This window comes from Saccharibacillus alkalitolerans, assembly GCF_011090185.1.
Classification (GTDB): domain Bacteria; phylum Bacillota; class Bacilli; order Paenibacillales; family Paenibacillaceae; genus Saccharibacillus; species Saccharibacillus alkalitolerans.
The window spans coordinates 354,635-370,536 of the sequence record NZ_JAAFGS010000002.1 but is presented as its reverse complement, the minus strand read 5'-3'; the positions used below and the strand labels follow the sequence as shown (position 1 = coordinate 370,536).

At 60.0% G+C, this 15,902-nt stretch carries 13 protein-coding genes; 9 read left to right on the top strand and 4 right to left on the bottom strand.

The features are described from left to right. Window positions 1-42 precede the first annotated feature (42 nt). The gene (locus tag GYN08_RS07230) at window positions 43-312 is read left to right on the top strand and encodes a hypothetical protein (protein WP_166273521.1); all 270 of its coding nucleotides are present in this window, start codon (window positions 43-45) and stop codon (window positions 310-312) included. Window positions 313-415: 103 nt separating this feature from the next. On the opposite strand, the gene GYN08_RS07225 is transcribed toward GYN08_RS07230, so the two are convergent. The 4 genes from GYN08_RS07225 to GYN08_RS07210 all read right to left on the bottom strand — a co-directional run bounded on the left by GYN08_RS07225 (window position 416) and on the right by GYN08_RS07210 (window position 3,257). Further along, window positions 416-1,012, bottom strand: coding sequence for a GNAT family N-acetyltransferase (locus GYN08_RS07225; RefSeq protein WP_166273520.1), 597 nt, complete (start codon window positions 1,010-1,012; stop codon window positions 416-418). Next, window positions 1,009-1,479, bottom strand: a complete 471-nt coding sequence (locus GYN08_RS07220) for a pyridoxamine 5'-phosphate oxidase family protein (RefSeq protein ID WP_166273518.1) — start codon at window positions 1,477-1,479, stop codon at window positions 1,009-1,011. Before GYN08_RS07220 ends, GYN08_RS07225 begins: the two co-directional genes overlap by 4 nt. Before the next feature lie 55 nt (window positions 1,480-1,534). Next, window positions 1,535-2,008 carry a translation initiation factor IF-3 gene (infC, locus tag GYN08_RS07215; RefSeq protein WP_166273516.1) on the bottom strand — a complete coding sequence of 158 codons (474 nt, stop codon included), beginning with the start codon at window positions 2,006-2,008 and terminating at the stop codon, window positions 1,535-1,537. Between the two features lie 199 nt (window positions 2,009-2,207). Beyond that, window positions 2,208-3,257, bottom strand: coding sequence for a LacI family DNA-binding transcriptional regulator (locus GYN08_RS07210; protein WP_166273514.1), 1,050 nt, complete (start codon window positions 3,255-3,257; stop codon window positions 2,208-2,210). 312 nt (window positions 3,258-3,569) lie between these two features. Here GYN08_RS07210 and GYN08_RS07205 point away from each other — a divergent pair, with 312 nt between their 5' ends. The 8 genes from GYN08_RS07205 to GYN08_RS07170 all read left to right on the top strand — a co-directional run bounded on the left by GYN08_RS07205 (window position 3,570) and on the right by GYN08_RS07170 (window position 15,703). After that, window positions 3,570-4,532, top strand: a complete 963-nt coding sequence (locus GYN08_RS07205; RefSeq protein WP_166273512.1) for an ABC transporter permease — start codon at window positions 3,570-3,572, stop codon at window positions 4,530-4,532. A 25-nt stretch (window positions 4,533-4,557) separates the two neighbouring features. Next, window positions 4,558-5,439, top strand: a complete 882-nt coding sequence (locus tag GYN08_RS07200; protein ID WP_166273510.1) for a carbohydrate ABC transporter permease — start codon at window positions 4,558-4,560, stop codon at window positions 5,437-5,439. Between the two features lie 40 nt (window positions 5,440-5,479). Continuing rightward, a complete protein-coding gene (locus GYN08_RS07195) occupies window positions 5,480-7,081 on the top strand; it encodes an ABC transporter substrate-binding protein (protein WP_166273508.1) in 1,602 nt (533 codons plus the stop codon). A gap of 47 nt (window positions 7,082-7,128) precedes the next feature. Next, on the top strand, window positions 7,129-8,700 hold the full coding sequence (locus tag GYN08_RS07190; protein ID WP_166273506.1) for a glycoside hydrolase family 32 protein: 1,572 nt from the start codon (window positions 7,129-7,131) through the stop codon (window positions 8,698-8,700). Window positions 8,701-8,703: 3 nt separating this feature from the next. Beyond that, the gene (locus tag GYN08_RS07185; protein WP_206023648.1) at window positions 8,704-9,651 is read left to right on the top strand and encodes an ROK family protein; all 948 of its coding nucleotides are present in this window, start codon (window positions 8,704-8,706) and stop codon (window positions 9,649-9,651) included. 122 nt (window positions 9,652-9,773) lie between these two features. Then, window positions 9,774-13,013, top strand: a complete 3,240-nt coding sequence (locus GYN08_RS07180; RefSeq protein WP_166273504.1) for a GH32 C-terminal domain-containing protein — start codon at window positions 9,774-9,776, stop codon at window positions 13,011-13,013. Window positions 13,014-13,281: 268 nt separating this feature from the next. Then, window positions 13,282-14,526: an FxLYD domain-containing protein gene (locus GYN08_RS07175; protein WP_166273502.1), complete on the top strand. Its 1,245-nt coding sequence runs from the start codon at window positions 13,282-13,284 to the stop codon at window positions 14,524-14,526. A gap of 13 nt (window positions 14,527-14,539) precedes the next feature. Beyond that, a complete protein-coding gene (locus tag GYN08_RS07170; RefSeq protein WP_166273500.1) occupies window positions 14,540-15,703 on the top strand; it encodes a S1C family serine protease in 1,164 nt (387 codons plus the stop codon). Window positions 15,704-15,902: the final 199 nt, after the last annotated feature.

The following is a 15,902-nucleotide window of genomic DNA, read 5'->3' as shown; positions in this document are numbered from 1 at the left end:
CGCCTATAATCAAAAGAAAAAGCATGGAAAGAAGGACGGGACTTGCTTACTTATTTGCTGCTGGCATTCATGCTTCTCTCATTGGGATTTATCGGTTATCGCACGGTCCGGCACGGCCCTGAATATCGGTTAGTGGAAAATGCGGGATTGGCGGTCGTGATCCTGGTCGCGGCTTCGGCATTGGGCGAAGCGGCCGGGGCCGGCGATTGGTTCCGCTGGGCTCGTTATGCCTACGCGGTTCTCGGCGCCGCTTATATCGCTTACGGCGCGTATGCGAAGTACCGCGGGGGAACGGACGGATACGGTCAGTAAGGGAAGCATCCCTCGTAAAAAGACAACAAAAAATGCGGCCGCTAGGCCGCATTTTTGTTGTCCTTGCACCTGCGCCGTTTTACCGCCTCTGCGGCGCTCCCGTTTACCGGCTTTCCTGCCCGTATTCGCTCGCCAGCATCGAATAGGCGGCCAGGTCCACGTAGCGTCCTTTTTCGAATTCGTGCTGCCTCAGCAGCCCTTCCCGCACGAAGCCGAGCTTGTCCATCAGCCGGACCGACGCCGAGTTGTCCGGGTCGACCCGCGCTTCGATCTTGTTGGCGCGAAGCGGGCCGAAGCCGAAGTCCAGCACGGCGCGCACCGCTTCCGGCATCAGCCCTTTGCCCCAATGTCCGCGCGCCAGATCGTAGCCGATCTCCATCCGGTTATGTTCGCGTTCGATGCCGAGGAAGCCGCAGGTGCCGACGAAGGCGCCGCTCTCCCGCTCTTCGATCATCCAGCGGATGCCGGTGCGTTCGCGGAAAATGCGGGCGTGCCAGCCCATTTCGTCATCCGCTTCTTCCGCCGTTTCAAAAGGATCGAGCGGCAGATAGCGCATCACTTCTTCGTCCGCATAGAGCGCGAACAGGCCGTCGCGGTCTTCGGGCCGCGCTTCGCGCAGAATCAGGCGGGGCGTCTCCAACAGCGGGAATTCGCTCCAATCGAAAATGGAGCTGCCGTTTTTCGTTCTTGTTTCGTTCATCGCTTCAATTCCTCCAATGTTTCTTCCCACCGCGCCACGACGGCGCCGGGGTCGTGCAGTTCGATCGTGATGCCGCTCGTCAGCGCCGCGTATTTGGCGACGTCGGCGCGGGTTTCCAGCACGGACGCGGCGAAGCGGGCGCGGGGATGCCGCGCGTCCGGGAGTTCCGGCAGCGGCTCCGCGCGCAGGCGGACGGTATACGACACCCCGCCGCATACGACGCCGAGCAGTCCTTTGCCGTCGCGCAGCAGATTGCCCGCCGTGTTCGTGCCGAGCCACAAGGCGATTCGCAGCCGGCCGCGCGATTCGGCCCACACTTCGCCGGCGCTGACCATCGCCTGATGCGGATAGCCTTCCCCGTCGACGGTGTGCAGCGTCATGGCGATCTCCGTTTTGCGCTCCAGCCGCGTACCGTCGAGCAGGGCATAGAGATCGTCGTTCAATGAAGCGGTGTTCGCGGTGTCCATTTCTTCACTTCCTTTTGCGAAAATGCCGGGATCGGCCCCAAACGGGAACCGTCGCTTAGGCCGGGTCCACCTGCACCGCCGCCTGTTTGCCGCTGACTTGAATGCCGGTTTTTTTCTGCCCGGTTCCTTTCAGGTCGCGCAGCAGCTCTTCCAGCAGTTCCTTCGCTTTCGCGCCTTCCTTGCCGGATACTTTCACCACGAATTGGACGGAATCGCCGCCTTCGAGGATGCGCTGCGCCTGGTTCTTTTTCGTCTCGTAATCGTGCTCTTCGATGTTCGCGGTCAGCCGGATTTCTTTTACTTTCGCCGGCCGGGCCGCTTTTTTCTCCTGCTGCTTCGCTTCCTTCGCTTTGCCGGAAGAGATCAGGGTGCAGGGAGGAGGACTGGAGTAAAGGGAGGTGCAGACCAGGTCCACGCCCAGCTCCTTCGCCAGCTTCAGCGCTTCGCTTGTGGGCATGACGCCCAAAGCTTCGCCGTTTACGCCGGTGACGTCCACTTCGGCGGCTTTGATTTTTTCGTTTTTGATCATGGGGAATGACTCCTTTTATAAGGGGATGCACCGCCCGAACGGGACGGGATCACTCAGATTCGTTCCGTCCCTTTTCCGGCTGCTCTTTCTTCGTATGGTTCTCCGGGCCGCTGCTCCGCATGACGACCGCGACGGTCGGCTCCGCCGGAAGAATTCGGTGTCTAAACGTTTCCCGGCGTAAAAAAGTTGGGTCGAGGCATCAGCTTTTATGCTGTCCTTCCGCCGTCGATTCCCGGGGGATCGGCTTGGTGTACACATGGGTGACCTGATACGGCTGCTGCGGATTCCGGATGCGGGACAGCAGCATTTCGCCGGCTTTGACGCCCATGTCGCTGCTGTAAATGTGCACGGTCGTCAGATGGGGTTCCACGATCCGCGATTCCGACGAGTCGTCGAAGCCGCAGACGCGCACGTCGCCGGGCACGGACAGCCCGCTGTTTTTGAGCGCGCGCATCAGACGGACGGCGATAAAATCGTTGGCGCATACGAACGCCTGCGGCATGTTCGCGATCCGCTCCAAGCGGCGTTCCATCCAATCGGTCTCGAACAGGAAAAAGCGGTCTTCGTCGAGGATGGATTGTTCGCGGGGAATGCCGAGGCCGGCATCCGTCAGCGCGCGTCCGTAGCCGATCCAGCGCTCGCGGAAGCTTTTGCAGTGGTTATAGTCGCCGACGAATCCGATTTCGGTCAGGCCGTCCTCGATCAATTTGCGCGTCATCGCATAGGTGCTGTGTTCGTTTTCCATCAGCAGAACGTCGGCGCCGAAGTCGGGGTAGAAAGCGTCGGCCGCGCAGTCGATAAAGATGACCGGAATGCCGAGTTCGGTGAGCAGGCGGCTGTAGACGGGATCGAACAGCTCGATGCAGACGATGCCGTCCACGCCGCCCGCGTCGAAGTTGACCGGAAGCGCGCGTTCGCCCCGCTCGTCGTCGCGCACGATATGGATCGACAGATTATAGCCTTCCAGGCTGATCTTTTTTTCCAGTCCGCTGATGACCTGGGAGCCGAAATGCGACGTGTTCGGCATATTGGTCGTCAGCAGCGCGATATTGCCTGTTTTTTTGGGCAAAAAACCGTCGCTTTCCATATACGCGAACTGCTTGTACTTCAGCTCGATCGCCTTTTTGATCACGCGGGCGCGGGTTTCTTCGGGTATGCTCCCGCTGTCGTTCAGCGCTTTGGAAGCCGTGTTGCGGGAAATGCCGAGCGCGTCCGCGATATGTTGAATGGTCACTTTCTCTTTGGCCATGGATGCGGTCCACCTTTTTCGATTCGGTTAGGATAAGAAGCTTCTGCCGCCGGTCGGCGCGAAGATAAGGCTTACATCGTCAAATGTAACGCAAAAAGTGCCGAATAGCAATCCGTTGTTTACAAATGTAAATTTATAAAAGCGTTAATGCCTAATGATTATCAAACAAATGTAAAAATTATTTTGACAAAATGAGTTGACATATGAATCATCCCTCTGTTAAATTGTAAACGCGGAAGAGGTCAAACGTAAAATGTAAGCCCTTACGATCTGCCGCGACCAAATCGATCAGCAAGGAATGGAGGAAGGGGAATGGAGAATTCGGCAGAGACCGGGACCGGCAGCCGGCCGCTTCACCGAAAAAAAGCGGCGGGCAGTCGGCTGGGGACGTTCAAAAAGAACGGATTTCTGTACCTGCTGCTTGCACCGGCGCTTTTATTAACCGTGATCTTCAAATACGTGCCGATGTACGGCGCCGTAATCGCTTTTAAGGAATTCAGTCCGATCCGGGGAATTCTGAACAGCGAGTGGGCGGGACTGAAGTACTTTGAGAAGTTTCTGTACTCGCCCAATTTCGAAGTCATCTTTATGAACACGCTTAAACTCAGCTTCTACGGACTGCTGTTCGGCTTTCCGGTTCCGATTCTGTTGGCGCTGATGCTCAATCAGGTCCGCAAAGCCGGAGCGAAAAAGAACATTCAACTGTTTCTGTACGCGCCCAATTTCGTGTCGGTCGTCGTCATTGCCGGGATGCTGTTCATTTTCTTGTCTCCGACCGGGCCGATCAACGCGGTGGCGACCTGGATCTTCGGCCAACCGCTGATGTTCATGACCGATCCCGCTTACTTCCGCTGGGTGTACATCCTGTCCGACATCTGGGCGACCGCCGGCTGGGCTTCGATCATTTACGTGGCGGCGCTGGCGGGCGTCGATCCCGAGCTGCATAACGCGGCCAGCCTGGACGGAGCAAGCCTGCTGCGGCGAATCTGGCATATCGACCTGCCGACGATCAAGCCGATCATGGCCATCGTCTTCATTCTGGCGGCGGGCGGCATCATGTCGATCGGCTTCGAGAAAGCCTATCTGCTTCAGACGTCGATGAACCTCCCGTCTTCGGAGATCATCGCGACCTACGTCTACAAAGTCGGCCTGCAGTCGGGGGATTATTCGTACTCGGCGGCCGTAGGATTGTTCAATTCCGTCATCAACGTCATTCTGCTGCTCACCGTGAATTTCGTCGTCAAAAAGCTCAACGACAATCAGGGCCTCTACTAATCTTGCCGGAAAGGAGGGAACCGCGATGACTGTCAAAAATACGCCGTTCGACCGGTTTCTGCTTCTGTTAAACGGATTGTTCCTCACGTTGGCCGTTCTCGTCGTCGTCGTCCCGTTCGTGTATATCATCGTGGCTTCGTTCATGGACCCGACCGTGCTGCTCAATCGGGGACTTTCGTTCAGCCCGTCCGATTGGAGCCTCGAAGGGTACCGCAAAATTTTGAGCAACGACGCCATGATCCGCGGCTTCTTCAACTCGCTGCTGTATGCCGGGGCGTTCGCCATCTTCACGGTTCTGGTCTCGGTCTGCGCGGGGTACGCGCTGGCGGACGAGACGCTGGCCGGGCGCAGGCTGGTCATGACGCTGTTCATCATCACGATGTTTTTCGGCGGGGGACTCATTCCGACCTACCTGCTGATCCGGCAGCTCGGCATGCTGGACACGCCGTGGGCGCTCATCATACCGGGCGCGGTCAACGTGTGGAACATCATCCTGGCGCGGACTTTTTTCAAAAGCATTCCGAAAGAACTCAAGGAAGCCGCGAATGTCGACGGCGCTTCGGAATTCAAAATCTTTATGCGCATCGTCATTCCGCTCTCCAAGCCGATCATGTTCGTGCTGGCGCTCTACGCGTTCGTCGGGCAGTGGAATTCGTATTTCGACGCCATGATCTATCTCGAAAACTCCAAGCTGTTCCCGCTGCAGCTCGTGCTGCGTTCGATCCTGATCCAGAACCAGGCGGCGCCCGGCATGATCGGCGACCAGCAGGCGATGGCGGAGCTGAAGAGACTGTCGGAAATGATCAAGTATTCGTCGATCGTCGTGTCCAGTCTGCCGCTGATCGTGATGTATCCGTTCTTCCAAAAATATTTCGAAAAAGGCGTCATGGTCGGTTCCTTGAAGTAACCCTGCCGCTTCGTCCACTATCCGAAGGAGGAAATCGCAAATGAAGAAGCTTCGCCTGCCTCATTGGAAAAAAGCGCTCGCCGCATCCGCCCTGTCTGCCGTGCTCGTCGTAACCGCCTGCGGAGGCGGTTCGTCCGAACCGCAGAAGACCGCGGACGGCAAACCGATTCTGCGCGTGCTGACTTCAAGCTCGCCGCTCGCTCCCGCCGATCCCAACGAGAAGCTGGTCGTCAAGAGACTCGAAGAGAAAACCGGCGTGCATATCGACTGGACCAGCTATACGAGCGACGTGTTCGCGGAAAAGCGCAATCTGGCGATGGCCAGCGGCGATCTGCCGGACGCCGTTTTCGCCGCGGAATACAGCGATTACGATCTGCTCAAGCTGGCCAAGGACGGAGCGATCGTACCGTTGGAAGATTTGATCGACGGGCAGATGCCGAATTTCAAAAAGGTGCTTGACGAACATCCCGAATACCGGTCGATGATTACCGCGCCGGACGGCCATATCTATGCCTTCCCGTGGATCGAGGAATTGGGTTCGGACAAAGAGCGCATTCAGTCGGTGGACGATATGCCGTGGATCAACGTGGAATGGCTGAAGAAGCTGGGGCTTGAGATGCCGAAAACGACGGACGAGCTTAAAGAAGTGCTGATCGCGTTCAAAACGCAGGACCCGAACGGCAACGGCAAAGCCGACGAAATTCCGCTCTCGTTCATCGATAAGCCGGGCGGCGAAAATCTGACGTTCCTGTTCGCCGCGTTCGGCCTTGGCGAAAATCCCGATCACCTGGTCGTGACGGACGAAGGCAAAGTGGTCTTCACCGGTACCGAACCCGGTTACAAAGACGCGGTCAACTACGTGCACGACCTGTACAAAAACGGACTGGTCGATATCGAATCGTTCCAGCAGGACTGGAATACGTATGTGGCCAAAGGCAAAGACGACCGCTATGGCCTGTATTTCACCTGGGACAAAGCGAACATTACCGGCATGAACGACAAATACGATCTGATGCCCCCGGTCGCCGGACCGAGCGGCGAAGTCAACGTCACGCGCAATAACGGCATGGGCTTTTTCCGCGGCTCGATGGTCGTGACCAGCACGAACAAGCAGCTGGAGACGACGGCGAAATGGGTCGATCAGCTGTACGATCCGCTGCAGTCGGTGCAGGACAACTGGGGCACTTACGGCGACGAAACCCAGCAGAACATCTTCGAATTCGACGAAGCCAAACAGATGCTGAAGCATCTTCCGCTGGAAGGATCCGCTCCGGTCGAACTGCGCCAGAAGACGAGCATCGGCGGACCGTTGGCCATTCTTGACGAATATTTCGGCAAGTATACGACGATGCCCGACGACGCCAAATGGCGGATGGACTTGATGAAAAAGGTGCTTGTGCCGCATATGACCGCCGAAAATACGTATCCGAACGTCTTTTTCAGCATCGACGAACTGGACCGTCTCTCCACGATCGAGGCCGATCTGTTCCCGTATATGCTGCGCAAACGCACGGAATGGTACCAGAACGGCAAAGCCGACGCGGAATGGGACGCTTACTTGGCGGAGCTGGATCGGCTCGGGCTGCAGGAATGGCTGAAGATCCGGCAGGACGGCTACGATCGCAGCGCCGTAAAATCTTAAGAACGAAAACGCAGTGCCGATAGCAGGCAATAGGAGGCGGACCGGATATGACAATGCAAAAAACGAAAACCGATTACCGGGGAACTTATCACTTCTCTCCGCGGCAAAAATGGATGAACGATCCCAACGGCATGGTGTACTTCGACGGCGAATACCATTTGTTTTTCCAGCATCATCCGTTCGGCGATACGTGGGGTCCGATGCACTGGGGACATGCGGTGACGCGCGACCTGACGAACTGGGAAGAGCTGCCGATCGCGCTGGAACCCGACGAACACGGCACGATCTTCTCGGGCAGCGCGGTGGTGGACTGGAGCAACACAACGGGATTTTTCCCGGACGGACCGGGACTGGTGGCGATCTTTACCCATCACTCGGAGCGCGAGGGCGTTCCGACCGTGCAGACCCAGAGTCTGGCTTACAGCCGGGACAAAGGGCGCACATGGATCAAATACGAAGGCAATCCGGTGCTGAAACGCGCGGACCTTCCGGATTTTCGCGATCCCAAAGTTTTCCGGCACGAACCGAGCGGACAATGGATCATGGTCGTCGCCTGCGGGCAGATCGTCTCCTTCTACCGGTCGCCGGATTTGAAAGAATGGACCTGGAGCAGCGACTTCGGCCAAGGGATCGGCTCGCATGACGGCGTCTGGGAATGCCCGGATCTGTTCGAACTGCATGTCGACGGCGATCCGGCCAAAAGCCGTTGGGTGCTGCTGGTGAGCATCGGCGACGGGGGGAGCGGAACGGAAGGCTCGCGGACGCAGTATTTCACGGGCGATTTCGACGGCAGTACATTTGCGCCGGACGAAGCTTCGCGGCAGGTTCGCTGGCTCGACCACGGCCGCGACAACTATGCCGGGGTCAGTTGGTCGGACATTCCGGACGAAGACGGCAGGCGGCTGTACCTGGGCTGGATGAGCAACTGGCGCTACGCGAACCAGACGCCGACCGACGGCTGGCGCGGCGCGATGACGATTGCGCGGGAACTGACGATGGAGACGGCGAACGGCGTCGAGACGCTGATGCAGCGTCCGGCACGTGAACTGGAAGCGGCGCGCGTGCCGGTGCTGGAGTTGACGGACGTCGCGCTGCCCGAGCTGCGGCAGGCGCTGAAGCCGCTGCGGCTGGACAGTTTCGAGCTGGATGTTCGGGCCGAAGCGGGCCGTTCCTTCGAATTCCGGCTGCGCGAAGGGGAAAGCTGCGCAACGCCGGTCGGCTTCGACGCGGAAGCCGGGGAGCTGTACATCGACCGGAGACAATCGGGCGAATGCGGATTTCACGCGGATTTCGCGGGATACCATGCGGCGAAAACGGTCGGCGGAGCGGCGGACACTCGGCTGCGCATATTCGTCGACCGCTCCTCGGTCGAGGTCTTCGAAAACGACGGACGTCTGGTCATGACGGATCTGATCTTCCCCGAAAGCGGATCGGATCGGCTGTCCGTATTCGCGGACGACGAGAATTTGATATTCCGCCGTGTGGGCATATACCGGATTGCCGGGTCGGTCGGCGAAGCGGCGGACGAACAGCCTCGGCGGAAGAGCGATGAACAAGCGGGAAGAGAAGAAGCGGATTCGGTGCCGCCTTCGGACGCCGATCCCGTCAAGGGGGCGTAAGGGATGACGGACGGATATTTCGAACGGGCGCCGCATTCCGGCAGGCCCGCGGTGATCGGCGCGATCGAAGCCGGCGGCACCAAGTTCGTCTGCGGAATCGGCGACGATAACGGCTCGATTCACGATTCGATCAGCTTTCCGACGGGGCGTCCGGAAGAAACGCTGCGCCGGGCGATCGATTATTTCTCCGAAAGCGGCGTAAAGGCGATCGGCGTGGGTTCGTTCGGGCCGATCGACCTGCGCCCGGAAAGCCGGACTTACGGCTTCGTCACGACGACGCCGAAGCCGGGCTGGAACGGCTTCGATTTTCTCGGCGCGCTGCGGGGCTCGTTCGGCGTGCCCTGCGGCTGGGATACCGACGTGAACGCCGCGGCTTACGGCGAAGCGATATGGGGCGCCGCCCGCGGCCTCGACAGCTGCGTCTACTATACGATCGGCACGGGCGTCGGGATCGGCGTCTATGCCGAAGGCCGGCTGCTGCACGGACTGCTGCATCCCGAAGGCGGGCATATGCGCCTTCGCCGCCATCCGGACGACGGCTTCGCGGGCGTCTGCCCTTACCATGGCGACTGCCTGGAAGGCATGGCCTCCGGGCCGGCGCTCGAAGCGCGCTGGGGAACGAAAGGGCACGAGCTGGCGGAGGATCATCCCGCCTGGGAGATGGAAGCCCATTATATCGCCGAGTCTGTCGCCTCGGCGATCCTGCTTCTCTCGCCGCGCCGGGTCATTCTCGGCGGCGGCGTCATGCAGCAGCAGCATCTGCTGCCGCTGATCCGGCGGAAAGCGGCCGATATTCTGAACGGTTACGTCGCCGCGCCGGAACTTGCCGAAGGACTGGACGATTATATCGTCGCGCCGGGACTGGGCACGCAGTCCGGCCTTCGCGGGGCGCTGGCGCTCGGCATCCGGGCGCTGGAACGATCTGGCGAGCAGGCCGCGGCATCGGAATAAGAAAAGAGCGGCGATCGAAAGCCGCGCGCTGTCAGGGCCCGCTAACTCGGATTGGAATCGTTAGCGGGCTTTTCGTTTTGGAACGGCCCCGATCAGACAGAGTCGAAAAGAGGAGGATTTTCATGAACAAAAACAAAACGGCCGTCTCGCTGCTGTGCGCGGCGCTGCTGCTCGGCATTCTGCCGATAAACGGAATTCGGGCATCCGAGCCCGCAGCCGTTCGGGAACCCGTCTGGAACCACAATTTTGAAAGCGCCATCATCGAAACCGGCACCTGGACCGCCGACGAGCGCGGCATACGCGGCACGGCGGAAAGCGGATCGGCCGCGGGGCGCATGTACACCGTAAACCAGTCCGGCGGCTTTGTATTCGGCGGCGACCTCTCGCCCGGATCGGCGGACGCTTCCGCCGGGTTGGTCTTTCTGGCCGAAGCCGACGGGACGGGCGGTTACGCCGCGCTGCTGGAGCGGGAAGCGGACCGCATGCGCGTGCGGCTGGTCGGACCGGACGGAACGGCGGCCGAGTCGGCCGGCACTTATCCCAGCGAAGAAGGGGTAAAGCATCGGCTGGAGATCGTGGCCGAAGACGGCCGGGTGCGGATTTATGCCGACGGTTACGAGCCGGCGGCGATCGAAGCGGAACTGCCGACGTCCGGCGGGCAATCCGCCGGATTGTCGGTGCTGCGCGGAACGGCCGTTTTTCAAGACACGTATTCGACGCCTTTGGAAGATTACTACGACGAGGCGTATCGGCCGGCATACCATTATTCGCCGCAAAGAGGTTCCGCCAGCGACCCTAACGGAATGATTTATTACAAAGGCGAATATCATCTGTTCCATCAGGACGGAGGACGCTGGGCCCATGCGGTCAGCACGGATATGCTGCATTGGAAGAGTCTGCCGCTTGCGCTGGAATGGAACGAGCTGGGCCATATCTGGTCGGGGTCTACGATCGCCGACCCCGGCAACGTCTCGGGATTGTTCGACGGATCGCCGGACGGCGGCGGCATGATCGCGTATTATACGTCCTACAATCCCGACGCGCCGGGCGGCAATCAGCGGATCGGGATCGCTTACAGCTCCGATCGGGGCCGAACCTGGCATTATCCGCAGGACCGCCCGATCGTGATCGACAATCCCGGCCGAGAGGGCGACGACCCCGGCAGCTGGGATTTCCGCGACCCCAAAGTGGTGCGCGACGAAGAACGGAATCGCTGGGTCATGGTCGTATCGGGCGGCGACCATATTCGCTTTTTCACTTCGACGAATCTGGTCGACTGGACGCTCACCGACAATTTCGGTTACGGCGAATACGTGCGCGGCGGCGTCTGGGAATGTCCCGATCTGTTTCCGCTCCCCGTGGACGGCACCGACGAGAGCAAATGGGTGCTGATGATCAGCACGGGAGCCAATCCGGCGACCGAAGGTTCGGACGCCGAATATTTCGTCGGCGAATTGACGGATGACGGCAAATTCGTCAACGACAATACCGCCGGACAAGTGCTCAAGACCGATTGGGGCAAAGAGTTTTATGCGTCTTCTTCGTTTACCGACGCCCCGGACGGCCGGGTCGTCACGATGGCATGGATGACCAACTGGGATTACCCGTTTGCGTTTCCGACAGCGGGCTGGAAAGGCGTGCTCAGCCTGCCGAGAGAACTGACGCTGACTCGGACGGACGAAGGGATACGGCTCGTTCAGCGGCCGATCGCCGAACTGGACGGGCTGCGCCGCGAGCTGCGCGCGATCCGCGAAACGGTCGTAACCGACGCTTCGCCGAATCCGCTGCAGGGATTGTCCGCCGGCGCTTACGAGATCGAAGCGGAGCTTGAACTGCCCGCGGACGGCGCGGCGGACGCATTCGGTTTCCGGGTGCGGGAAGGAGGCGGGCAGCGGACGGAGATCGGCTATTCGGTCAAAGAGGCCAAACTTTCGATCGATCGTTCGGCTTCGGGGATGACGGATTTCTCGCCGGCGTTCCGTTTGCGTCAGGAAGCGGCACTCGAACCCGAAGACGGAATCGTCAAGCTGCGCCTTTTCGTGGACGAATCGTCGGTCGAACTTTTCGCTAACGCCGGAAAAACGGTCTTCTCCGATGTCATTTTCCCGGACCCGGCAAGCCGGGGCATGAGTTTCTACGCGCAGGGAGGCTCGGTCAAGATCCGCTCGCTGAACGTACATGCGCTGAATTCCGTCCGGAAAACGCAGCCCGCTTCCGATCTCGTGCTGGATGCGGCCGAAGTGGAACTGGGCCCCGGCGAAGTCCGGAATCTGTCGGCCGCTCCGCGCGCGTCCGCTTCCGAGGGATCGCCGCTGAGCTGGACCAGTTCCGATCCGTCGGTCGTGTCGGTCGCGGCGGACGGCGGCACTGCCGCGCTTCGGGCCGTCGCTCCCGGCCAAGCGTCGGTCACGGCCAGAGCCGCCGACGGGACTTCCGGCAGCGTGCGGGTGACCGTGCATGGAGGGCGCTTCGTGTCCGAGCTCGGCAGGCTCGATACCGCGCCGGGTTCCGCTTCCTGGATTGTGACGGAAGACGGTCTGCGCGGAAGCGATAGCGGGGATACGACAGCCGTCTCCGCGCGGCAGGCCGGCGACTTTACTTATGAAGCGACCGTAAAGCTGGATGCGCGGGGCGGCGCGGCTTCGCTGCTGTTCCGCTCCGATGCGTCCGGCGGCAGCGGCTACTACCTCAATCTCGATCCCAATATGGACGCGGTTCGGCTGTTCTACAAAATAAACGGAAAATTCGAGGAACGCCAGGTCGTCGGGAACTCGCCCGCTTCGATCGAATCCGGCGGCACGTATCGGTTGAAGGTACAGGCCAAGGGCCCCGTGCTCCGGGCTTGGCTGGACGGCAAACGGGTAATCGACGTCAAAGACGGAACATTCGCCCAAGGAAGATTCGGTCTGCACGCTTTCGGCGGCAGGGCTTCGTTCCAAAACGTCAAAATATCCAAACTCTCGCCGCCGCGCCTGGATAGCTTCAAAATTATGAATCCGTCTTCCGGATCGTCGCTCGCGGCATCCGAGAGCGAACGGGGTGCTTCGGTCGTCCTGACGTCATCCGTCGGTGCCGCGCCGGCTTGGACGGCAGTCCCGACCGGCGGCGAAGACGGCTCGATCTCGCTGCGGATCGAATCCGGGCCGGCGCTGGACTTCGATACCGGCCGCGGGATGCTTCAGCTGTACGATTATATGGGGTACGACAATCAGCGCTGGATCATACGCAAGCGCCCGAACGGAACGGTGCTCCTCATAAACGCCGCGAACGGGCTGGCCCTGTCCGCCGAAGCGGACGGCCGTGCGCAGCTTCGGACTCCCGATCCGAACAGCGGGGCCCAGCAGTGGAAATTGAAAAAATAGTCCGGGAGCCGCTTCCGACAAGCAAGGTCGTCGGAAGCGGCTCTTTTTTGTCGTTGAATCGTTCTTCGGCTGACGAGGCTTATTCGGTTTTCGTCCCTGACCATGGATAAGCTGCCCGAAATTGAACATTTTTGGCCATCAGGAAATTCCCTCCTTAATCCTCATGAATTGTGCTACATTATAAGCATCCAAGCAGGCGGATAGGTACAACGGTCCGTAAGCTTGTTCAATGGTCATACGAATCGCTTACTTACGGGAGGGGTCCTGAATGTATTGCAATCACTGCGGAGCGCGTCAGCCGGCGGACGCGGCGTTCTGTTCGTCGTGCGGCATGCGTCTGAACGCCGCGGAACCGAGAGAAGAAACCGCCGGGCTGCCGGTGTCCGCGCAGCTGGCCAAGCGGCCGATCCATGAAGCGGCGGAACCGAACAAGTCCGAAATGACAGCCGTCCCGGTCAAACGCAAAGGCGGCTTCCGGCATCCCATGTGGATCATCCCGGTGCTGCTGCTGGGAATCGGCGCAGGCGGCGTGTACATGCTGTACGAACGGGAGACCGATATCAACGAACAGGCGTCCGCGCTGCATCAAGAGGCCGGCAAGCTGGCGCTGGACGGGAAATACGACGAAGCGCTGGCCAAGCTGCGGCAGGCCGGGAAGCTGCGCCCGGAATTCGCGGCCGCAGAGACGGACCGGGCGCTGGTGGAGACGGCGCAGCGGGTGCACCAGAAGCTGAATACGGTCGCCTCCCAACTGAAGCAGAACAAGCTGGAGCCGGCGGAGAAGTCGCTCGGCGTGCTGGAAGCGTCGCTGAACAAGCGGCCCGAGCCGCTGTTCAACCGGGAAAAAGCAGCAGCGGCGGACAACCGCGACCGGCTGTCCGTCCTGCTGGTCAAGCAGGAATTGGACAAGCTGAACGACGTGGAAGCGCTCGGCTACAAGCTGGAAGAAGTGGATCGGCTGGCTGCGGAAGAAGCGGACGAGGTGCATAAGCTGATCGTCGGCAAGATCGTGGCGATCAGCACGAAGAACGCCGAAGCGCTGCTGCAGGACAAAAGCTTCGACGAAGCTTCCCGGGCGGTAAAGACGGGGCTGAGCTACGCGAAGAAGGACGCAAGCCTGCTGGCTCTGCAGGACCGGATCGGCTCCGAGCAGGCGGCGTTCGAAGCGGCCGAACAGGCACGCATCGAGCGGGCGCAGCAGCAGGCGGAAGCCGACGACCTGACCAATCGCACGGCGGCGGTCGACGTAAGCGGACTGAATATCGAAGTCTCGGACTACGGCGACATTACAACGACGGGGACCGTAACCAACGTGGCGACCCGGCCGATCTACGGCGTCGAGATCCATTATTCGGCGTACGACGCGTCCGGAGGATATCTGTTCTCTTCGTCCACTTACGCGTCTCCGTATGATTTGGCTCCGGGCAAGAGCGGCACGTTCACCTCTTACGATTACGGCTGGTACGATTACGTGCAGATCCAGGTCGACAACGTCACCTGGTATCTGGAATAGGAGGAGGCTCGGCATGAAAAAAGGATGGTTATTCAGCGGGTTGGCCTCCCTGCTGATCGCGGCCGGAACGGGCGGCGCTTCGTGGTATGTCATGGAGCGGGTGCCGCAGGAGATGGACGGAGCGCCGCTGTTGGCGGCGGCTCCCGCGAGCAAGGCGGCTGCCGCTAAGACGCAGTCGCAGAAGCAGGAGCAGGCTCCGAAAAACGCCACGCTTAAGGAAATCATCAACGAGACGCAGAAAAAAGTCGTCATGATCCAGTTGGAGGACGGCTCGCTCGGCTCGGGGTTCCTGTACAACGAAAAAGGCGACATCATCACCAACGCGCACGTCGTCGAAGGCGCCCGCAAGGTGAAGGTCAAAACGGCCGACGCCCGCACATTGGACGGCGAAGTGATCGGCGCCGGCACCGATACCGACGTGGCGGTAGTGCGAGTGCCGGAACTGGCCGGCGAGACGCCGCTGAACATGGCGGAGAAGGAAGGGGAGGTCGGCGACGAAGTGCTGGCGCTCGGCAGTCCGCTCGGTTTGCAAAATACGGTCACGACGGGAATTATCAGCGGAACGGGACGCGATCTGACCATCGACCCGTACGTGTACAGCAACTTGTACCAGATCTCCGCGCCGATCGCGCCGGGCAACAGCGGAGGGCCGCTGGTCGACGCGAAGACCGGGTCCGTGCTGGGGATCAATTCGGCGAAGGTCACGGAGGAAAATTCGATCGGCTTCAGCATTCCCGTCGCCGAAATGATCGACACGGCCCGGGGCTGGTCGAAGAATCCCGGAGCCGACCTGCCGGAGCTGGTCTCGACGGAAGGCACGGACGCCGGCGATTACGGCTGGTCGGCGGCGGACGATGCCGAGTATCTCGTGACCGCGTACTATAACAGCCTGTCCGCCAAGGACTACGTTACGGCTTATTCCTTCCTGGGCAGCAGCTGGCAGGCGGGTACCGACTACAACGGCTTCCGCGACGGCTATCTGAATACCGGAGACATCTTGGTCAACTCGATTTCTTCCGAGCAGAACGGGGACGAGATCAAGGTCGTCCTGCACATCACGGCGGAGGAATTCAAACAATCGGGCACTGTCTACACGGATTATAAACTGACCTACCGGGTAGGATACGAGAACGGCATGCTGAAGATTATCAGCGGCAAAGGAGAAAAATTGTCCTGAGCGGATGATAAGAAGAATCGAAAAAGGAAAATATTGTTTGCAAGGCGGAGAGCGGGGTAATGGTGAGCAGAACGTTCTCGGTGCAGGCGATGAAGGCGGCGCCCGAACAGGGGGCCGCCTTCGTACGTTTGATCCGAATCCGGGCTCCAATCCGCAAGCTGTGAATTTTGACACAAATAAACCGCTTTCATTTTTTTCT